18 protein-coding genes and 1 pseudogene are annotated in these 18,889 nt (G+C 72.9%); 8 read left to right on the top strand and 11 right to left on the bottom strand.

Annotated features, from left to right (window positions below; translation table 11 throughout):
- Nucleotides 1-17 precede the first annotated feature (17 nt).
- Nucleotides 18-1,445, top strand: a complete 1,428-nt coding sequence (locus HDR73_RS00095; protein ID WP_012299691.1) for a class II fumarate hydratase — start codon at nucleotides 18-20, stop codon at nucleotides 1,443-1,445.
- Nucleotides 1,446-1,454: 9 nt separating this feature from the next.
- Nucleotides 1,455-1,733 carry a hypothetical protein gene (locus tag HDR73_RS00090; RefSeq protein ID WP_041464663.1) on the top strand — a complete coding sequence of 93 codons (279 nt, stop codon included), beginning with the start codon at nucleotides 1,455-1,457 and terminating at the stop codon, nucleotides 1,731-1,733.
- 70 nt (nucleotides 1,734-1,803) lie between these two features.
- Here HDR73_RS00090 and phoH2 read toward each other — a convergent pair whose 3' ends face one another.
- Both phoH2 and HDR73_RS00080 read right to left on the bottom strand, forming a co-directional pair.
- Nucleotides 1,804-3,150 (bottom strand): RNA 5'-3' helicase PhoH2, encoded by a 1,347-nt coding sequence (gene phoH2 / locus HDR73_RS00085; RefSeq protein ID WP_049792010.1) that lies wholly within the window; start codon nucleotides 3,148-3,150, stop codon nucleotides 1,804-1,806.
- A 224-nt stretch (nucleotides 3,151-3,374) separates the two neighbouring features.
- Nucleotides 3,375-4,160 (bottom strand): isoprenyl transferase, encoded by a 786-nt coding sequence (locus HDR73_RS00080; RefSeq protein ID WP_012299693.1) that lies wholly within the window; start codon nucleotides 4,158-4,160, stop codon nucleotides 3,375-3,377.
- 81 nt (nucleotides 4,161-4,241) lie between these two features.
- Between HDR73_RS00080 and trhA the strand changes: the two genes are divergently transcribed.
- Entirely contained in the window at nucleotides 4,242-4,997 is a 756-nt protein-coding gene (trhA, locus tag HDR73_RS00075) for a PAQR family membrane homeostasis protein TrhA (protein WP_012299694.1), read from the top strand.
- Between the two features lie 23 nt (nucleotides 4,998-5,020).
- Here trhA and HDR73_RS00070 read toward each other — a convergent pair whose 3' ends face one another.
- The 5 genes from HDR73_RS00070 to mca all read right to left on the bottom strand — a co-directional run bounded on the left by HDR73_RS00070 (nucleotide 5,021) and on the right by mca (nucleotide 10,016).
- A complete protein-coding gene (locus tag HDR73_RS00070; protein WP_041464664.1) occupies nucleotides 5,021-6,400 on the bottom strand; it encodes an extracellular solute-binding protein in 1,380 nt (459 codons plus the stop codon).
- Between the two features lie 69 nt (nucleotides 6,401-6,469).
- Nucleotides 6,470-7,384: a carbohydrate ABC transporter permease gene (locus HDR73_RS00065; protein ID WP_041464665.1), complete on the bottom strand. Its 915-nt coding sequence runs from the start codon at nucleotides 7,382-7,384 to the stop codon at nucleotides 6,470-6,472.
- Entirely contained in the window at nucleotides 7,381-8,370 is a 990-nt protein-coding gene (locus tag HDR73_RS00060) for a carbohydrate ABC transporter permease (RefSeq protein ID WP_012299697.1), read from the bottom strand. The genes HDR73_RS00065 and HDR73_RS00060 overlap by 4 nt, the downstream gene beginning before the upstream one ends.
- Nucleotides 8,371-8,787: 417 nt before the next feature.
- The gene (locus HDR73_RS00055) at nucleotides 8,788-9,135 is read right to left on the bottom strand and encodes a hypothetical protein (RefSeq protein WP_041464666.1); all 348 of its coding nucleotides are present in this window, start codon (nucleotides 9,133-9,135) and stop codon (nucleotides 8,788-8,790) included.
- Nucleotides 9,135-10,016, bottom strand: coding sequence for a mycothiol conjugate amidase Mca (mca, locus tag HDR73_RS00050; RefSeq protein ID WP_174270085.1), 882 nt, complete (start codon nucleotides 10,014-10,016; stop codon nucleotides 9,135-9,137). The genes HDR73_RS00055 and mca overlap by 1 nt, the downstream gene beginning before the upstream one ends.
- 66 nt (nucleotides 10,017-10,082) lie before the next feature.
- Between mca and HDR73_RS00045 the strand changes: the two genes are divergently transcribed.
- Nucleotides 10,083-10,565 carry a DUF4307 domain-containing protein gene (locus HDR73_RS00045; RefSeq protein ID WP_012299700.1) on the top strand — a complete coding sequence of 161 codons (483 nt, stop codon included), beginning with the start codon at nucleotides 10,083-10,085 and terminating at the stop codon, nucleotides 10,563-10,565.
- 60 nt (nucleotides 10,566-10,625) lie between these two features.
- Nucleotides 10,626-11,114 (top strand): transcription elongation factor GreA, encoded by a 489-nt coding sequence (greA, locus tag HDR73_RS00040; RefSeq protein WP_012299701.1) that lies wholly within the window; start codon nucleotides 10,626-10,628, stop codon nucleotides 11,112-11,114.
- 84 nt (nucleotides 11,115-11,198) lie between these two features.
- Here greA and ilvA read toward each other — a convergent pair whose 3' ends face one another.
- The gene (ilvA, locus tag HDR73_RS00035; protein WP_012299702.1) at nucleotides 11,199-12,575 is read right to left on the bottom strand and encodes a threonine ammonia-lyase; all 1,377 of its coding nucleotides are present in this window, start codon (nucleotides 12,573-12,575) and stop codon (nucleotides 11,199-11,201) included.
- Complete coding sequence (locus HDR73_RS00030; protein ID WP_012299703.1) at nucleotides 12,572-13,807, bottom strand: AI-2E family transporter; 1,236 nt, start codon at nucleotides 13,805-13,807, stop codon at nucleotides 12,572-12,574. The genes ilvA and HDR73_RS00030 overlap by 4 nt, the downstream gene beginning before the upstream one ends.
- 86 nt (nucleotides 13,808-13,893) lie before the next feature.
- On the opposite strand from HDR73_RS00030, the gene HDR73_RS00025 reads away from it, so the two are divergent.
- Together HDR73_RS00025 and HDR73_RS00020 are read left to right on the top strand one after the other, a co-directional pair.
- A complete protein-coding gene (locus HDR73_RS00025; RefSeq protein ID WP_049791935.1) occupies nucleotides 13,894-15,144 on the top strand; it encodes a winged helix-turn-helix domain-containing protein in 1,251 nt (416 codons plus the stop codon).
- On the top strand, nucleotides 15,141-15,596 hold the full coding sequence (locus HDR73_RS00020) for a hypothetical protein (protein ID WP_012299705.1): 456 nt from the start codon (nucleotides 15,141-15,143) through the stop codon (nucleotides 15,594-15,596). The genes HDR73_RS00025 and HDR73_RS00020 overlap by 4 nt, the downstream gene beginning before the upstream one ends.
- Before the next feature lie 10 nt (nucleotides 15,597-15,606).
- Here HDR73_RS00020 and HDR73_RS00015 read toward each other — a convergent pair whose 3' ends face one another.
- Both HDR73_RS00015 and HDR73_RS00010 read right to left on the bottom strand, forming a co-directional pair.
- On the bottom strand, nucleotides 15,607-16,173 hold the full coding sequence (locus tag HDR73_RS00015) for a LemA family protein (RefSeq protein WP_012299706.1): 567 nt from the start codon (nucleotides 16,171-16,173) through the stop codon (nucleotides 15,607-15,609).
- A gap of 107 nt (nucleotides 16,174-16,280) precedes the next feature.
- Nucleotides 16,281-17,651 carry a glycoside hydrolase family 1 protein gene (locus tag HDR73_RS00010; protein ID WP_012299707.1) on the bottom strand — a complete coding sequence of 457 codons (1,371 nt, stop codon included), beginning with the start codon at nucleotides 17,649-17,651 and terminating at the stop codon, nucleotides 16,281-16,283.
- Between the two features lie 236 nt (nucleotides 17,652-17,887).
- Between HDR73_RS00010 and HDR73_RS00005 the strand changes: the two are divergent.
- Nucleotides 17,888-18,889, top strand: a pseudogene (locus HDR73_RS00005) (hypothetical protein); the annotation flags it as partial.

The following is an 18,889-nucleotide window of genomic DNA, read 5'->3' as shown; positions in this document are numbered from 1 at the left end:
AAGGAGAGAGAAACAGCGTGGTCGACACTTCCCCCGGATCAGACAGCAGCTCAGCGGACGAGTTCCGCATCGAGCACGACACGATGGGCGAGGTGCGGGTCCCCCGGGATGCGCTGTACGCGGCCCAGACGCAGCGCGCCGTCGAGAACTTCCCCATCTCCGGCCGCGGCCTCGAGCCCGCGCAGATCCAGGCGCTCGCCCGCATCAAGCGCGCCGCGGCGATCGTGAACGGCGAGATGGGCATCATCGACGCCGACGTGTCGGCCGCCATCGTGTCGGCCGCCGACGAGGTGGCCGGCGGATCCCACCACGAGCACTTCCCGATCGACGTGTACCAGACGGGCTCCGGCACGAGCTCGAACATGAACATGAACGAGGTCCTCGCGGCCCTCGCGACCGCGTCGCTCGGGAAGCCCGTGCACCCGAACGACCACGTCAACGCGTCGCAGTCGTCGAACGACGTCTTTCCGACCTCGGTGCACGTGGCCGTCACGGGCGCGCTCCTCGCCGAGCTGATCCCCGCGCTCGAGCACCTCGCGGAGGTACTCGAGGCCAAGGCCGGCGCGTGGAAGGGGCTCGTCAAGGCGGGCCGCACGCACCTCATGGACGCGACGCCCGTCACGTTCGGCCAGGAGTTCGCGGGCTACGCGCGCCAGATCCGCCTCGGCATCGAGCGCGTGCGCACCGCGCTCCCCCGCGTCGCGGAGGTCCCGCTCGGCGGCACCGCCACGGGCACCGGCATCAACACGCCGCTCGGCTTCCCGCAGAAGGTGATCCGCGTGCTCGCGGACGACACCGGCCTGCCCATCACCGAGGCGCTCGACCACTTCGAGGCGCAGGGTGCGCGCGACGGCCTCGTCGACGCGTCCGGCGCCCTACGCACGCTCGCGGTGAGCCTCACCAAGATCTGCAACGACATCCGCTGGATGGGGTCGGGCCCGAACACGGGCCTCGGCGAGCTGCACATCCCCGACCTCCAGCCCGGGTCCTCGATCATGCCCGGCAAGGTCAACCCGGTGATCCCCGAGGCCGTGCTCATGGTCTGCGCGCGCGTCATCGGCAACGACGCCACCGTCGCGTGGGCGGGCGCCTCCGGCCTCTTCGAGCTCAACGTCGCGATCCCCGTCATGGGCTCGTCGATGCTCGAGTCGATCCGCATCCTCGCCTCCTCCACGCGCCTGCTCGCCAACAGGACCGTCGACGGCCTGCGCGTCAACGAGGAGCACGCGCGGGCGCTCGCGGAGTCGTCGCCGTCGATCGTCACGCCGCTCAACCGCATCATCGGCTACGAGGCCGCGGCGAAGATCGCGAAGCACTCGGTCGCCCAGAAGATGACGGTGCGCGAGGCCGTCGTCGACCTCGGCTACGTCGAGCGCGGCGAGATCACCGAGGACCAGCTCGATGCGGGCCTCGACGTGCTGCGGATGACGGCGCCCGGCCTCTAGGGGCAGCGCATGACCGCCGAGCCCGGATCCTCCCGCACCCCGCACGCCGGCCTCGTCGCTGTCGATGCCGCCATAGCCGCCCACCCGCTGTCATCAGATCGGGTGACGCGTGCCCACGCGATCATCGAGACGTCCGACCGCGACGACAGGGCATCCGTCGAAGCACGGCTGGCCGACGCGGACCTCCCCGGTCTCGCGGAGCTCGGGAGGATCCAGGTGCGCCACTCGCTCAGCTGGTGGCGGCTGCACCGCCGACGTCGGCGGATCCTCGCCCGACTCGACCGCTAGCCGCACCGACGCCGACGGGCGCCGCTCCCCTCGGGGACCGGCGCCCGTCGTCATGCGCGGAGCGGGTGGATCACACGGGGTCGCCGTCGAGCAGCCCCGTGACGAGCGCCGCGATGGCGCTCCGCTCCGAGCGGGTGAGCGTGATGTGCCCGAACAGCTCGTGGCCCTTGAGCGTCTCGATGACGCTCGCGACGCCGTCGTGCCGCCCGACGCGGAGGTTGTCGCGCTGCGCGACGTCGTGCGTGAGCACCACGCGCGAGTTCTGGCCGATGCGGCTGAGCACCGTGAGCAGCACGTTGCGCTCGAGCGACTGCGCCTCGTCGACGATCACGAACGCGTCGTGCAGCGAGCGCCCGCGGATGTGGGTGAGCGGCAGCACCTCGAGGATCCCGCGCTCCACCACCTCGTCCATGACGTTCTGCGAGACGACCGACCCGAGGGTGTCGAACACGGCCTGCGCCCACGGGTTCATCTTCTCGGCGGCGTCGCCCGGCAGGTAGCCGAGCTCCTGTCCGCCGACCGCGTACAGCGGCCGGAACACCATGATCTTGCGGTGCTGCTGCTTCTCCAGCACCGCCTCGAGCGCGGCGCACAGGGCGAGCGCCGACTTGCCGGTGCCGGCGCTGCCGCCGAGGGACACGATTCCCACCTCGCGGTCGAGCAGGAGGTCGATCGCGAGCCGCTGCTCGGCCGAGCGGCCCTTGAGGCCGAACACCTCGCGGTCGCCGCGGACCAGGTTGACCGTGCCGCGGCGGACGACGCGGCCGAGGGCGGATCCGCGGTCGGAGTGCAGCACGACGCCGGTGTTCACGGGCAGGTCCTGCACGACGCGCGTCTGCAGCGTCTCGCCGTCGTAGAGGTCGGCCATCTGCTCGCTGGAGAGCGTGACGTCGGCCATGCCGGTCCAGCCGCTGTCCACGGCGAGCTCGGCGCGGTACTCCTCGGCCATGAGCCCGATGGAGGCGGCCTTCACGCGCAGCGGCATGTCCTTCGAGACGACCGTGACCGCGAGGCCCTCGGTCGACAGGTTGAGCGCGACCGCGAGGATCCGCGAGTCGTTGTCGCCGAGCTGCAGGCCGTTCGGGAGCGCGGCCATGCTGGAGTGGTTGAGCTCCACGCGCAGCGTGCCGCCGGCCTCGCCCACCTCGATGGGGAAGTCGAGCCGCTCGTGCTCCTCGCGGAGCTGGTCGAGGAGGCGGAGGGCCTGGCGCGCGAAGTAGCCGATCTCCGGGTCGTTCCGCTTCGACTCGAGCTCCGTGATGACGATGACCGGGATCACCACCGCGTGCTCGGCGAAGCGGAAGAGCGCACGCGGGTCGGACAGGAGGACGGAGGTGTCGAGCACGTACGTGCGCTCGGCCTGCGGCGTCTCCTCCCCCCGGCTCGCGCGTCGTGCGGTGCTGCTCTGGCTGTCCATCGGGGCCACGGGCCACTCCATCCCCGAGCGGTCGCGCTCGGATCCTGACGGCGATCGGGCCACGGTGGCGAGAAGAGATCCTGCGGCCCTCTCGATCGGGCGCCATGCCCGATGAGTGCGAACCTACGTCGCCCACCGTCGCCGTGACCAGAGCGACGCGGGTCCGGATGTGTCGCGGACATTAACTCTTCCTCCGCGCGCGCCGGGCGGCGTCGGAGGAGCCGTCAGGAGCCGAAGCGGCGCTGGCGCGAGGAGTAGTCGCGGAGGGCGCGGAGGAAGTCGACCTCGCGGAGGTCCGGGCCCAGCGCCTCCATGAAGTAGAGCTCGCTGTGCGCCGACTGCCACAGCATGAAGTCGCTGATGCGCTGCTCGCCCGAGGTGCGGATCACGAGGTCGGGATCCGGCTGCCCGCTCGTGTACAGGTGCTCGCCGATGAGGTCGGGCGTGAGGAGCGCCGCGAGATCCTCCAGCGTGCCGCCGGCCAGGTGGTGCTGCTGCACGATGCTGCGCATGGCGTCGGCGATCTCGGTGCGCCCGCCGTAGCCCACGGCCAGGTTGATGTGGAGGCCCCCGTTGCCCTGGGAGCGCTCCTCGGAGGCGTCGAGCCGGGCGATGAGCTCCGGCGGCAGGCCCTCGTCGGATCCGACGTGCTTGACGCGCCAGTCGCGGTGCTTGGAAAGGTCCTCCGCGAGCTCCCCGATGATGTCGATGAGCGCGGTGAGCTCGGCGCTGCCACGGCCCGTCAGGTTGTCGGTGGAGAGCAGGTAGAGGGTGGTGACCTTGATGTCGAGGTCGTCGCACCACTCGAGGAACTCGAGGAACTTGGCCGCTCCCGCGCGGTGCCCGTGGGCCGCGGACTCGAGCCCGAGCTGGCGGGCCCAGCGGCGGTTGCCGTCGAGGATCATCGCGATGTGGTGCGGCAGCGCGTTCCGGTCGAGGCCGCGGCGGATGCGCTTCTGGTACGCCCGGTAAAGCAGACCGCGCCACGGTCGGATCGGCTTCTCTCGCACGCAGGCAACGCTATCCCACGCGCCCGTGAGCCCGGATCGCCCGCCCGGCTGACGTCCCCCGAGCTGTCCTACACTCGCAGGATGACGCGCGACGCCTCCTCCCCCGGACCGCTCGGCAGGCCGGAGGGCGAGACGCCCGAGGACGAGGCGCACGTCCCGCACCTCCCGCTCGTCGAGGACGCGCAGGACGTCGGCCCGGAGCCCAAGCCCACCTGGCGCGGCTGGCTGCACGCGGGCATGACCCCGGTGGCGCTCGTGCTCGGGATCGTGCTCATCGCGGCCGCAGAGGGGGCCGCGGCGAAGATCGCGTGCGCCGTGTTCGTGGCGTCGTCGCTGCTGCTGTTCGGCGTCTCGGCCGTCTACCACCGTTTCGACTGGTCGCCGCGGGCGAGGATCCTCCTCAAGCGGATGGACCACGCCAACATCTTCCTGCTCATCGCGGGCTCGTACACGCCCATCACCGTGCTCGCGCTGCCGCACGGGAAGTCGGTGCTGCTGCTCTGGCTGGTGTGGTCGGGCGCCGCGCTCGGCGTGCTCTTCCGCGTGCTCTGGATCCACGCCCCGCGCTGGCTCTACGTGCTGCTCTACCTCGTGCTCGGCTACGCGTCGCTCGTGTTCATCGTCGACTTCTTCCGGGCCGACGCGGCGATGATGACGCTCATCCTCGCGGGCGGCCTCGCCTACACGGTGGGCGCGGTGGCGTACGCGCTGAAGCGGCCGAACCCCTGGCCCGGCCGCTTCGGCTTCCACGAGATCTTCCACGCGTTCACCCTGGTGGCGTTCCTCTGCCACTGGACGGGCATCTTCCTGGTGGCGACGCACCCGCCCGTCGTCTGACCGGGCGGGTGCGTCGGCGCCCGCTACAGGTAGGGCTGCACGTTCTCCGTGTAGGCGCTCGTGAGCTGCGTCGCGGCGGCGGGGAAAACTGCCGCTGGGTCCGCATCCTGCGTGAGGATCTGCGACCACGGCTGCTGCAGGTACGTGTCGCCGTTGGGGATCAGCGTGCGCGCCCAGTCCTGCGAGCGCACGTGCTCGAGGCTGTCGTACACGGTGCGGAACGCCGGGTTCGAGGCCCAGAAGCCCGTGAGGTCGGACGACTGGCCGGCCGAGGTGCGCACGGGAGCGTAGCCCGTCTTCTTGGCGAAGGCGACCTGCTGGTCGACCTCCGTGACGTGCTTGATGAACATGGCCGCCGCGAGCTGCTGCTCCTTGGTCTTGCTGCCGATCACCGCGAGGCCCGTGCCGCCCGTGGGCACGAACCGGCCCTGCGGTCCGCCCGGCAGGACGCCCGTGCCGATGGGGAACTTGGCGCTCGCGGTGACGATGCCGACCGCGCCCGCCGAGGCGATGGTGCAGGGTGCGAGGCCGCCCGCGAAGTCGACCGCGGTGTCGCCGCTGGCCGCCGCCACGTTCGCGATCTTCGAGTCGAAGACGAGGCCGCGCGCGTAGCGGGCCGCCTCGAGCGTCTCCGGCTGGTCGAGCTTCAGGTCCCAGCCGTCGGAGTACTGGCCGCCGCGGCCCCACAGGACGTTGCTCATCGCCCAGGTGCCGATGGATCCCTGCGGCAGGCGGACGGCGGGCGTGCCGCCGGTCGCCTTCATGATGGTGGGCGCCCACTCCTCGAGCTCGGCCCAGGTGTCGGGCGCGCGGTCGGGGAGGCCGGCCTTCTGCCAGATCGACTTGTCGTAGTAGAAGATCGGCGTCGAGCGGGCGTACGGCACCGCGTACCGCGCACCGTTGTAGAGGTAGTCGTCGAGGAACACCTTGTTGAAGTCGTCGAGCTCGAAGCCGAGGTGCGACATGAGGCCGTCCATCGCGATCGACTGCTTGTTGACCATGTAGCGGAACCACCACGTGTCGCTCGCGTTCACCATGTCGGGCATGCTGTCGGTGCCCGCGGCGGCCTGCAGCTTCTGCGCGATCTCGTCGTAGCTCGCGCCGCCCGTCACCACGTTCACGGTGATGCCGGTCTTCGCGAGGAAGTCCGCCGCGAACTGCGCCTCGAGGTCGGACGTCTGGCCGGGGTGCGTGGTCCACCAGGTGATGTCGGTGGCGGGCTGGATCCCGTCCCAGTCGGTGTCGGGGGCCGCGGTGGCCGCCGTGTCGCCGCCGACCGACGGGCCGGAGCAGGCCGCGAGGAGCGCGGTGCCGCCGAGGACGGCGCCGAGCTTCAGCATGTCGCGGCGGCGGAGGGAGCTGTCGGCCGCGGCGCCGAACGCCGAGCGGGGGTCGATGGGCATGGTTCTCCTGGGGTTCGGGGATGCGGGTCGAGCGGGAGGGAGGGACGGGTGTCGAGAGGGGGAGGCGCGTCAGCCGGTCACGGCGCCGGCGGTGAGGCCGCCGACGATGCGCCGCTGGAAGACGAGGAAGACCGCGAGCACGGGGATCGTGACGATGACGGTGCCCGCCATGAGCACGCCCCAGTTGGTGATGCCCGTGGTGTCCTGGAGCAGGGTGAGGCCGACGGGCAGCGTCATCATGCGCGGGTCGGTCGTGACGAGGAGCGGCCAGAGGTAGTCGTTCCACTCGCCGACGATGGAGACCAGCGCGACGGCGGCGATCGTGGGGCCCGACATGGGGATCACGAACGACCACAGGCGGCGGAGGTGCCCGACGCCGTCCATCGCGGCGGCCTCCAGCACGGAGCCCGGCAGCGTGAGGAAGTGCTGGCGGAAGAGGAACGTGCCGTACGCGCTCGCGACGCCGGGGAGGATGAGGCCGGGGTAGGTGTTGATCCAGCCGAGGCCCGCGATGACCTGGTAGTTCGGGATCATCACGATCTGCTGCGGCACGAGGAGCGCGAGGATCACGACGCCGAACCACACCTTCGTGAACGGCACGCGGATGAAGACGAGCGCGTACGCGGTCATGAGGCCGAGCAGCACCTTGAGGCCCGAGCCGACGATCGTCTTCACGAGGCTGTTGGTCGCGAGCGTGGAGAAGGAGACCGTGTCGGACGCGGTCGCGTAGTTCGTCGGGGCGAACGACGACGGCAGGATCTTCAGCGGCAGCGAGTAGATCTCGCCGAAGTCCTTGAAGCTCGTGAGCACCATCCACACGAGCGGCAGGAGCATGACGACGACCGCGAGAGCGAGGGCGAGGTACGTGCCGGCGAGGGGCGGGCGCGTGGATCCGGACACGTCCGGACGACGGCGGCTGCCGCGCGGACGGCGGATCCCCGCGGGGACCCCCGCGGGCTCGGGGCGGGCGATGGTCGTGGTCACGAGTAGTGCACCTTCCGCTGGACGACGACGAGCTGGACGAGCGTGACGACGAGCAGGACGAGGAAGAGGATCGTGGCGACGGCCGAGGAGTAGCCGGCCCGTCCGGCCACGAAGCCCTCGTGGAAGATCTGGTACATCATCGTGGTCGTGCCCTGCAGCGGGCCGCCCTTGGTCATGGCGCTGATGAGGTCGAAGGTCTGCAGCGAGCTGAGCAGCGTCGTCACGCTGAGGAAGAACGTGGTCGGGCTGAGCAGCGGCAGCACCACGCGGAGGAAGGTGCGGATGCGGCCGGCGCCGTCGAGCGCCGCCGCGTCGAGCAGGTCCTTCGGCACCGCCTGGAGGCCCGCGAGGTAGATGAGCGCGCAGTAGCCGAGGTCGCGCCACACCTGCACGGTCGTGACCATCGCGAGGGCGGCGGCCGGGTCGCTGTACCAGTCCGGCGACGGCAGCCCGATGAGCTGCAGCCCCGCGGAGACCAGGCCGAAGTTCGGGTCGAACACGTAGAGCCAGAGGAAGCCGACCGCGACGCCGGAGAGCACGTACGGCGCGACGATGATGGTGCGCACGGGGCCGCGCAGCCGGATCCGCCGGTTCAGCAGCACGGCGACGCCGAGGCCCAGCGCCATCGAGCCGACCACCGTGACGCCGGTGAAGATGAGCGTGACCCGGATGACGGTGGGCGTCTGCGGGTCCTGGAACCACGCGACGTAGTTGGCGAGGCCGACCTCGCGCGCGATCGACGAGCCGATGTTCCACTGCAGCGTCGAGTAGTAGAAGGACTCGAGGAGCGGCTTGTACGTGAACACCGCGAGCAGCAGCACGTTGGGGCCGACGAAGGCGAGGAACAGCAGGCCATCGCGCAGTCGGCCCGGGCGGCGACGGCGCGGACGCGCAGCGGCGTCCGCACGCGTGGAGGCCGGGAGGGCCGGCGTCGACGCCGCTCCGGGCGGCGGTTCGACCCGGGTGGGCGCGGGGGCATGCGTCATGTCGGGCTCCTCATGCGGCTCACGAGAGGGAACGTTCCCTCCGCGCCTCGCAAACGTAGGCACGGATGGTTAATCGCGGACGACCAGCGCATTGCGGGCGGGCAGACGAGCGACGGCCGGCATCCCCCCCCCCCCCGACGGGGGACGACGGCGGGCGATCGGGTTCGTCGCCCGCTGCGACGGGTGGCCGCGGGCGGTCCGGGCGTGGGATCCCGCCCGGCGGCGACACCGCGGCGTGCCGGTGGAGGGCATGGAGGATGGCATGGCGGTGGAGCTCCGTCCTCGGGTGCAGCCCGAGGCTAGGGAGCGGGTGGAGCCGACGGACGCGCACGTCCACAGCGAGCGAACGACGGCGCCCCCGGACGGGGGCTCAGCTCAGCCGCGGAGCGGGACCGCCCGGTCGGACGGGGGCGCAGCTCAGGCGCGGGGCGGGACCGCCGGGTCGTCCGGATCCGCGGCGCCCTCGGCGTCACCGGCCGCGGTGCCCGTCGTCCGGGGGTCGCGCTCGGGCGCGGAGTCGCGGGCGAGGTCGGCCTCGAGCTTCTCCGCCTCCAGGCGCCCGCGGATCTCCTCGCGGTAGCGGGTGCGGCGGATCCTGCGCGTCATGTCCACCATGAGCAGCAGCACCACGACGGCCACGAAGAAGATCGCGATGAAGCCGATCGGGCCGGGCGAGACGGTGTCCGGGTCGAACTCCGCGGTGGGCGTGGGGCTCGGCGTGGTCGTCACGGCCGTGGCCAGACGCAGGACGAGGTCGGCGCCCATCACGCGACGGCCGCCTGGTCCTCGTCGACGATCCCGGCGAAGAGGTCGTGCTCCTCGTCGGGCGCGTCGACGCGCGACTCCACGAGCTGGAAGTCCTCGAACGGCCACGCCCGCTGCTGCAGGTCGCGCGGCCAGCGGAAGAACGAGCTGTCGGGCGCCACCTGGCTCGCGTGCGAGAGCAGCGCGCGGTCGCGCGCCTCGAAGTGGTCGGCGACGTGGACGTGCGTGGTCGCGAGGTCGGGACGGTCCCCCATCCAGTCGAGCATCTCGTCGACGGCCTCGAGCATCTCGGGGGCCGCGTCGGCGGCGACCAGGTGCTCGCGCACGGCGCGGATCTTGGCGCCGTTGAAGATCCGGTCGAAGTAGAGCTTCGAGATCTCCCACGGCTCGCCCGCGTCGGGGTAGGAGCCCGCGACTCCGGACTCGCGCCACGCCTCCATCGCGATGACGTGCGCCTGGATGTGGTCGGGGTGCGGGTAGCCGCCGTTCTCGTCGTACGCCACGAGGACGTGCGGGCGGAACTCGCGCACCAGGCGGACGAGCGGCTCGGCCGACACCTCCACCGGGATGCTCGCGAAAGCCGCGGGCGGCAGCGAGCCGTCCTCGCGCGCCATGCCCGAGTCGACGTAGCCGAGCCAGCGGTGCTGGACGCCCATGACGGCCTGCGCGCGCGCCATCTCGATGCGGCGGAGCCCCGGCAGGTCACGCTCGGCCATCGCGCGCTCGGCGAGCCCCTCGTTGAGGATGTCGCCGGCCTCGCCGCCCGTGCAGCTGACGACCATGATCTCGGCGCCCTGCTTCGTGTAGTGGGTGTACGTCGCCGCGCCCTTGCTGGACTCGTCGTCGGGGTGGGCGTGCACGGCCATGAGGCGCAGGGTCACGGGGCTCCAAGGGTGGGGAATGTAGTCTGGACACCCAGAGTACAAGGTGCGTGTGGAGGAGCAGCCGTGACGACCGAGTCCCGCTCCCCCGCCCCCGCGGCGCCGCACGCGGACGACGACGAGACCGTCGAGCACCGCGTCCCCGCCCACCGGTCGTCGCCCGCGCTCGACGAGCGGTACGGACGCACGCGCCCCGCGCGGATCCGCCAGCGCTGGCTCTACGGGATCGTCGGCGGCCTGGTCGCCGTGGTGTTCGGCGCGTGGGTGCTGTGGGCGGGTCTCGACCAGGCGTCAGGATCCATCGACGCCACCGATCGCGCCTTCGACATCGTCGACGCCCGCACCATCGACGTGACCTTCTCCGTCGTGATGCCCGCCGGCACGCAGGCCTTCTGCGCGGTGCAGGCGCAGGACGAGCAGCGGTCCATCGTCGGCTGGAAGGTCGTCGAGCTGCCGGCCCAGGACGGCTTCGAGCGCATGGAGACGGTGCGGCTCCGCACCACCGGTCCCGCGGTGACCGGGTTGATCCACAGCTGCTGGCCCGCCTAGAGTGGGGGATTCGCCTCGACGGTTCCGTCGGGGCGTCCGTGCGAGTGCAAGGAGTCCATCGTGGCGCAGGAGCAGGCAGTCACCTGGCTGACCCAGGAGGCGTTCGACCGCCTCAGCAGGGAGCTCGACACCCTCAGCGTGCAGGGCCGCGAGGAGATCGCGAAGAAGATCGAGATCGCCCGCGAGGAGGGCGACCTCAAGGAGAACGGCGGCTACCACGCCGCCAAGGAGGAGCAGGGCAAGATCGAGGCGCGCATCCGCCAGCTCACGCAGCTGCTGCGGACGGCCGAGGTCGGCGACGCCCCCGAGAGCCACGGCGTCGTGGAGCCCGGCACCGTCGTCACCGCGCTCATCGCCGGCGACGAGACGAAGTTCCTGCTCGGGAACCGCGAGATCGCGGGCGACAGCGACCTCGACGTCTACAGCGAGCAGTCGCCGCTCGGCGCCGCCATCATCGGCTGGGAGGTCGGGCAGAAGGGCGCGTACACCGCGCCGAACGGCCGCGAGATCCCCGTCGAGATCCAGGCCGTGGAGAACTACACGCCGTAGGGCACGACGTCATCACGACGAGAGGGGACGCGGACCGCATGGTCCGCGTCCCCTCTCTCGTTCTCCTGCGGCGTGCCGGGTGCGTCAGTCGCGCTGGAGGCGCGGGTCGTACCCCGCGTCGCGGAGGCGCTGGACGACCTCGCCCGTGTGCTCGGGTCCGCGCGTCTCCACGCTCACCTCGAGCTCGACCTCGCTGATCTGCAGGCCGCGGCCGTGGCGCGTGTGCAGCACCTCGACGACGTTCGCGTTCGCCTCGGAGATGATCTGCGAGGTGCGCGCGAGCTGTCCCGGGCGGTCGGGCAGCATGATCCGCAGCTTCACGTAGCGGTCGCTCGCGGCGAGGCCCCGGCTGATGACGCGCTCCATCATGAGCGGGTCGATGTTGCCGCCCGAGAGGATCACGACGGTGCGGCCGGCGTCCTCCACGAGCCCGGCGAGGATCGCCGCGACGCCCACGGCGCCCGCGGGCTCGACCACGAGCTTCGCGCGCTCGAGCAGCAGCAGCAGGGCGCGCGCGGTGTCGTCGTCCTCGACCGTGACGACCTCGTCGACGCTGTCGCGGATGATGTCGAAGTTCAGCAGGCCCGGCTTCGCGACCGCGATGCCGTCGGCGATCGTCGGCGTGATCTCGATCTCGGTCGCGCGGCCCGCGGCGAGGGACGGCGGGTAGGCGGCCGCGTTCCGCGCCTGGACGCCGACGACGCGGATGGTGCGGCCCTCCTCGGCGGCGCGCAGCTTGAGCGCGGTCGCGACGCCGGAGATGAGGCCGCCGCCGCCGATCGGCACGACGACCGTCTCGACGGCCGGCGTCTGGTCGAGGATCTCGAGGCCGAGCGTGGCCTGGCCGGTGATGACGTCCACGTGGTCGAAGGGCGGGATGAGCACCGCGCCCGTCTGCGCCGCGAACTCGGCCGCGGCCAGCAGCGGCTCGGCGACCGTGTGCCCGCGGAGGATGACCTCGGCGCCGTACTGGCGCGTGGCCTGGAGCTTCGGCAGCGCGACGCCGACGGGCATGAAGATCGTGGCGCGGATCCCGAGCTCGCGGGCCGCGAACGCGACGCCCTGCGCGTGGTTGCCGGCGGACGCGGCCACGACGCCGCGGGCCTTCTCCTCGTCGGTGAGGCGCGAGATCCGGTTGTAGGCGCCGCGGATCTTGTACGACCCGGTGCGCTGCAGGTTTTCGCACTTGAGGTGCACGGGGCTGCCGAGGATCTCCGCGAGGAAGCGCGAGGACTCCATCGGCGTCACCTCGGCGACACGGCTGACGACCTCGCGGGCGGCCTCGATGCGCGCGAGCGTGGGCGCGGATCCGCGGGGCAGCTCCTGCGCGAGCGCGGCGGCCTCCTCCCCCAGCTGCGACGGGTCGAGCTCGTCGCCGACGGCGCGCAGGTGCGGGAGGTCGGCGTGCGGGGCGGCGGCGGCCTCCTCGGCGGGGGTCCGGGCGGGGGCGGCGTCGGTCATGAGGTGCGCTTCCTGGGGCGGGGACGGCGGGTGGCGTGCGATGCGTCGGCGGGGACGGCGGGAGGCGGCGGCTCGGGTTGCCCGCGCCACGCCCCGCTGGCGACGTGCTTGACCATGGAGTTGAGCGTCGCGACGAGCGGCACGGCGAAGAAGGTGCCCGCGATGCCGGCGACCATGCCGCCCGCGGCCACGGAGAGCACGACCGCGAGCGGGTGCACCTTGACGACCGAGCCCATGATGAGCGGCTGCAGGACGTGGCCCTCGATCTGCTGCACGAGGAGCACGATGCCCACCATGATGAGCGCCTGCGTCAGCCCGTTGTAGACGAGCGCGACGAACACGGCGAGCGTGCCGGTGACGACCGCGCCGACGATCGGGATGAACGAGCCGAGGAACACCAGCACGCCGATGGGGATCGCGAGCGGCACCCCGATGATCGCGGCGCCCCCGGCGATGCCGACCGCGTCGATGAGCGCGACGAGCACCTGCACCTTCACGAAGTTCTGCAGCGTGGTCCAGCCGGCCTTGCCCGCGCCGTCGACGGCCGGGCGCGCGAGCCGCGGGAACAGCCGCACGACCCAGCGCCACATGCCCGCGCCGTCGATGAGGATGAAGAGGGTCGAGAAGAGCACCAGCAGCACGCCCGTGAGCACGTGGCCGAGCGACGAAGTCACGGAGAGCGCGCCGCTGAGGAGGGCGCCCGCGTCCCGCTGGACGGCGTCGACCGCCTGCGCGTACGCGTCGTTGAGCTGCTGCTCGGACAGCTGGAGCGGCCCGTCGGTGAGGAAGCCGCGGAGGTCGGCGTAGCGGGTGAGCGTCTGCGCGCGGATGGAGTCGTACTGGCCGATGATCTGCGTCGTCACGAGGTACACGAGCGCGGCGACGGCGACGATGACGCCGATCTCGGAGATCGCGACGGCCAGCCACTTGGGCACGTGGTGGCGCTGCATCCAGTTCGAGATGGGCACCAGGAGGGCCGCGAGCACGACGGCGAGGAACAGCGGGATGACGACGTACTCCAGCTGGATCACGAGCCACGCCACGACGCCGAGCACGCCGAGGATGAGGAGCAGGCGCCACGCCCACGCGCCCGCGATGACCATGCCGGGCGGGACGGACTCGGCGACGGTGCGCGAGATGGGCTGCGGGGCGTCGATGTCGGGATCGGCGCGGCGCTCCCCCGCACGGGCGTCCGCCGCGGCGCGGGCTCGGGATCGCAGGCCGAAGATCATGCTGGGAGTCTAGGACGGGCCTCCCGTGCGGCAGCGCCCCGCGGGGCCGGTGCCGCCCGGTCGGGGGTCGCCGCTAGCGTCGCACCATGGCCGACACCGTCTCCCCCGCCCTCGCCCGACGCGTGGCCCTGGCGGCGCAGGGGCTCGGCCGGCCGCAGCCGGGAGCCGCGGGGACGCGTCGCCTGGCCGCGGAGATCCGGCGCCTCGGCCTGCTGCAGATCGACTCCGTCAACGTCTTCGAGCGCAGCCACCACCTGCCGGTGCTCGCCCGCGTCGGGCCCTACGACCGCGCCGCGCTCGACCGGATGCTGTTCGGCGGCGGCGGCGCGTACACGGAGTACTGGGCGCATCAGGCCGCCGTGCTGCCCGTCGACGACCTGCCGCTGTTCGGCTGGCGGATGGAGGCGGAGCGCGCCCGTCGCGCGGCACCCGGCTCCTGGGCGCACGACCACGCCCCGCTCCTGGCCGAGGTGCGGGCCGAGCTCGCCCGCACGGGGCCGGTGCCCGCGAGCGCGATCGAGCACGAGTCCAACGTCCGCACGGGTCCGTGGTGGGGCTGGTCGGACGTGAAGCGCGCGCTCGAGGCCATGTTCGCGTGGGGCGAGATCGCGAGCGCCGGACGCCGCGGGTTCGAGCGGGTCTACGGGCTCGCGGAGGACGTGCTGCCCGCCGCCGTCCTCGGACGCGACGTGCCCGAGGAGGACGCCGTGCGGGAGCTCGTGCGCCGCGCCGCCGTCGCGCACGGCATCGGCACCGCCGCCGACCTCGGCGACTACCACCGCCTGTCCCGCGCCGCGACCGACCGGGCGCTGCGCGACCTCGCCGATGCGGGCGAGGTGCTGCCCGTCACCGTGCCCGGGTGGGAAGGACGCGGGAAGCCGCTGCCCGTGTGGCTGCACCGCGACGCGCGACTGCCCCGGCGGATCCGCGGCGAGGCCCTGCTCTCGCCCTTCGATCCCGTCGTGTGGTTCCGCGAGCGGGCGCTGCGCCTGTTCGACCTGCACTACCGGATCGAGATCTACACGCCGGCGGCGCAGCGCGTGCACGGCTACTACGTGCTGCCGGTGCTGGTGGACGACGAGATCGTCGCCCGGGTCGACCTCAAGAGCGACCGGCAGGCGGGCGTGCTGCGCGTGCAGGCGTCATGGATCGAGGGACGGCACGACCCCGGGGCCGTCGCCGAGCGGATCGCGCCGCTGCTCGAGCGGGCCGCCGCGTGGCAGGGGCTCGAGGGCGTCGGGGTCGTCGACCGCGGCACGCTCGCCGAGGCGTTGCGGGCGCACCTGCCGGCTGTCGCGGCCGCCCCCGTCGCGGATCGGGCGGGAGAGCGACCATGACCGCCTTCCCCACGACGCACGAGCTCGGCCGCATCGACGTCGTCACCCTCGAGGACGCTCCCGCCCTGAGCCGAGACGCACCGCTCGACCTCGATGCGGTGCAGGCGGCCTGGCCGGCCTTCGAGGCGGACTTCGACTCGCTGCGCGGCCGACGGATGATGGGACTCGTGTACGGCGGTGATCGCGTGTACCGCATGGCGTCGGTCCGACTCGAGCGCGACGACCCGGCTCCCGCGGACATGGACGAGACGATCGTCCCGGGCGGCGCCTACCTCCGGCTGCGACTCCGCGGGAGCGCCCCCGCCGTCTACGGGGAGATCGAGCCCGCCTTCGAGGTGCTGTTCGGCCTCGCGGACCACGACCCCGGGCGCCCCCACATCGAGCACTACCGCCGGGCGGGCGAGATCGACTGCCTCGTGCCGATCCGCTCGGCGGATCAGCGTCCGGGGTGAGGCCGGTCCGCTAGAACTGCACGCGGGGCGGCTCGGCGATGGACGCGAGGCTCGAGACCTCGTAGAAGTCCCGCTCGCCGAAGCCGAGGCCGCGCACGAAGAGCGTGTTCGGGAACTGCGTGATCTTGGTGTTCAGCTCGCGGACGCCGCCGTTGTAGAAGCGGCGCGACGCCTGGATCCGGTCCTCGGTGTCCACCAGCTCGCCCTGCAGCTGCAGGAACGTCTGGCTCGTCTGGAGCTGCGGGTACGCCTCGGCGACCGCGAACAACGACTTCATCGCGCCCTGCAGGTTCTCCTCGGCGGCGCTCGCCTCCGACGGGCTCGAGGCGCTGATCGTCTCGGTGCGGGCGGACGCGACCTTCTCGAACACCTTCTGCTCGTGGGTGGCGTAGCCCTTGACCGACTCGATGATGGTCGGCAGCAGGTCCGCGCGCCTCTTCAGCTGCACGGTGATGTCGCTCCACGCTTCGTCCACGCGGACGTTGAGGGTGACGAGGGCGTTGTACGTGGCCCAGAGGTAGATGCCGACGAGCACGGCCAGGAGCACGACGACTCCGAGCGCGATCCACAATTCCATGCTCAGGATCCTACGCGCGGGCCTGGGGAGGACCCCGGGGATCCGGGCCCGCGCACCCGTTCTGGGGGCGTCGCCCTGGCGGCCCGCGATCGGGCCGCGCTCTGGGTTCAGCCGCGCTCGCGCAGGGTGTCGCGGAGGAAGCGGTACGAGGAGCGGGGCGTGCGGTCGCCGGTGCGCGGATCCACGTGGACGAGCCCGCGCGGCGCCTCGTGGCCGGCCTCCCACTCGAACCCGTCGAGGAGGCTGCCGGCGACGACGGCCTCGAGCCGGACGCCCTCGGCCGCGCCGCCCGGCGCGACGGCGGCGAGCGCCTGCACCAGGTGGTCAGAGATCGCGTGAGCGCGGCGCGGATCCCGGCGGGAGCCGTCGCGGTCGTCGACCTGCTCCGGGTGGGCGGCGTCGAGGCCCGAGAGCACGACCGGCACGAGGTCGGGCGCGACGGGGTGGCCGTCGAGGGAGGCGGGGTGGTCGGTCCAGGGCAGCTCGCCGAAGGGGATCGCGGTGGATCCGGCCGTCAGGCGCGGCACGGCGGCGACGCGGATCGGGTCGGCGAGCGCGACGCCGTAGTGGTCGACGGGCTGGCCGATGGAGCGGAGGTCGGCCGGATCCACCCGCCCGAGCCGCTCGAAGGCCTCGGCGTGCGGGCCGGCGAGGTCGGGGTACCGGCCGAGGAGGACGGCGTCGGCGAAGAGGTCCTGGTGCAGGGCACGCGCCACGAGGGCGGCGGCGCGGTCGTCGTCGTCCGCGGAGGCGGCCTCCACCACGCGGTGCGCGTTCACGATGCCGACCCGGGCCGAGGAGCTCGAGCCCCGGATCGCCTCGATGGCGCGGCCGTGCGCCAGCAGCTGGTGGTGCACGGTGGGGAGCGCGTCGAGCCCGAGGCGGGATCCGGGCGCATGCGTGCCGGTGACGTGGCCGGCCATCGTGGTGAGGGCGGGCGTCCGGAGCGTCACCCAGTCGGGCACGCGGTCGCCGAGCGTCTCGGCCGCGAGGTAGGCGAGGTCGCCGAACCGGAGCGCGGTGTCGCGGTGCAGCCAGCCGCCGCGGTCCTGCAGCTCGACGGGCAGGTCGTGGTCGTGCAGGGCGACGCGCGGGCGGATCCCCGCGGCCAGCAGCGCGTCGACCAGCTCGTCGTAGAACGCGATGCCCTCGCGGCGGAGGCCCCCGCGCGCCTCCGGCTGGATCCTCGACCACGAGAGGGAGAAGGAGAGGACGTCGACGCCGAGCTCGACCGCGAGCGCGACGTCCTCGCGGTACCTCTCCATGTGCCGCGCGCCGCGCTCGGGGTCGCTGCCGTCCGCCACCGCGCCGGGTCGTCGGGCGAACGCGTCCCACACCGACTCGGTGCGGCCGCCCTCGTGCGCACGGCCCTCGACCTTCGTCGCGCTCGTGCTCACCCCGACGCGCGGGCCGCCCGCGAGGAGACCCGCCAGCTCGGTCGGCGTCGGGCGGTCGGGGGCGGCGTCGCGAGGTGTCACCTGAGCCAGTATCGGGCACCGACGACGCACACCCCGCGCACCGGCACCGGGCACGCGCCGCACAGGTTCTCCTACCACTTCCGTCACGGTCGGTGCGGGCGGTTGACACGCCCGGATGCACCCGCCTGAATGGACGCACGGTGCAGCAGTCGGTGAGGAACGAGGATCGTCCGTCCACGGGGGGTGGAGCGGGCGACGTCCGGCGATCCCGCCAGCGGCTCGTGCGAGCGGCCTCGGTGCTCCTGCTGCTCGCAGCGCTCACCGCCGGCGGCGCGGTCGCCGCCTCCGCCGCCACCGACACCCCGACCCCCACGCCGAGCCCCGCGCCCTCGGGCGACGTGGAACCCGCGCCGACGGTGGTGACGCCGCCCTTCTCGACCGACGGCTCCGTCGCGGTCACCGGCACGCGGCCCGCGGGCGTCGACGTGCAGGTCACCATCGCGAGCGTGCCCGCCGCGGTCACGCTCCCCTCGTCCACCACCTGGCGCGCGACCGCGACCGGCGTCCCGGACGGCCAGAGCCCGGTGCGCGTCACCGCTGGCCAGCAGGAGGCCACCGCCACGGCGTCCGTCCTGCGGGCTCCCGGCGTGAACAGCTTCTCCGTCGTGACCACCGGGCTCGTCAGCGGCACGGGCTACCCGGGGGCGACCGTCGACGCGCGCTCGGGATCCGCCGCCTGCCGCGCCACCGTCGGCTCCTCGAGCACGTGGGCGTGCCTCCTCGCACCTCCTCCGCCCTCTGGCACCGGCGTCCCCGTCACCGCGACGCAGACCACGCCGTGGAGCACCGGCACGCCCGCCGTCGGACGCGGCACGGGCAGCTTCGACACGACGGCGCCCGGCGCCGCGGTCATCACGGCCCCCGCGGCTCGCGCAACGGTCGACGCGGCGGGGATCACGATCTCCGGCACCTCCGACGAGGACGGCGACACGGTCCGCGCCTACATCTCGGGGTACGGCGACGCGGCGTGCCAGGCGCAGGTCGCCGGCGGCCGGTGGTCGTGCGCGACCGGGACCCTGCCGCCCGGGCCGCTCGGGATCACGGCGACGGTCACGGATCCGCTCGGCAACATCAGCACGCTCGCGGCCGAGGTGCGCGTCACCGTCCAGGCCCCCGCCTCGCCCACGCCGGGAGCGACGACGCCGCCCGCGAGCCCCACGCCCGAGGCCACCAGCTCGCCGCAGGGCACGCAGGCGGCTCCCGCGCCCGGGTCGGACCCCGGTGCGGGCGGCGGCGGG

The organism is Clavibacter sp. (genome assembly GCF_014802555.1).
In the GTDB taxonomy this organism is placed as follows: Bacteria; Actinomycetota; Actinomycetes; order Actinomycetales; family Microbacteriaceae; genus Clavibacter; species Clavibacter sepedonicus.
Note: the sequence above shows the minus strand (reverse complement) of the source record. Positions and strands in the feature narration are given on the sequence as shown.

Excerpts from the sequence above, each read along its gene's own strand:
- HDR73_RS00090 (WP_041464663.1), top strand. The coding sequence starts at position 1,455 with ATGACCGCCGAGCCCGGATCCTCCCGCACCCCGCACGCCGGCCTCGTC.
- phoH2 (WP_049792010.1), bottom strand. The coding sequence starts at position 3,150 with ATGGACAGCCAGAGCAGCACCGCACGACGCGCGAGCCGGGGGGAGGAG.
- trhA (WP_012299694.1), top strand. The coding sequence starts at position 4,242 with ATGACGCGCGACGCCTCCTCCCCCGGACCGCTCGGCAGGCCGGAGGGC.
- HDR73_RS00070 (WP_041464664.1), bottom strand. The coding sequence starts at position 6,400 with ATGCCCATCGACCCCCGCTCGGCGTTCGGCGCCGCGGCCGACAGCTCC.
- HDR73_RS00060 (WP_012299697.1), bottom strand. The coding sequence starts at position 8,370 with ATGACGCATGCCCCCGCGCCCACCCGGGTCGAACCGCCGCCCGGAGCG.
- HDR73_RS00055 (WP_041464666.1), bottom strand. The coding sequence starts at position 9,135 with ATGGGCGCCGACCTCGTCCTGCGTCTGGCCACGGCCGTGACGACCACG.
- ilvA (WP_012299702.1), bottom strand. The coding sequence starts at position 12,575 with ATGACCGACGCCGCCCCCGCCCGGACCCCCGCCGAGGAGGCCGCCGCC.
- HDR73_RS00030 (WP_012299703.1), bottom strand. The coding sequence starts at position 13,807 with ATGATCTTCGGCCTGCGATCCCGAGCCCGCGCCGCGGCGGACGCCCGT.
- HDR73_RS00025 (WP_049791935.1), top strand. The coding sequence starts at position 13,894 with ATGGCCGACACCGTCTCCCCCGCCCTCGCCCGACGCGTGGCCCTGGCG.
- HDR73_RS00020 (WP_012299705.1), top strand. The coding sequence starts at position 15,141 with ATGACCGCCTTCCCCACGACGCACGAGCTCGGCCGCATCGACGTCGTC.
- HDR73_RS00015 (WP_012299706.1), bottom strand. The coding sequence starts at position 16,173 with ATGGAATTGTGGATCGCGCTCGGAGTCGTCGTGCTCCTGGCCGTGCTC.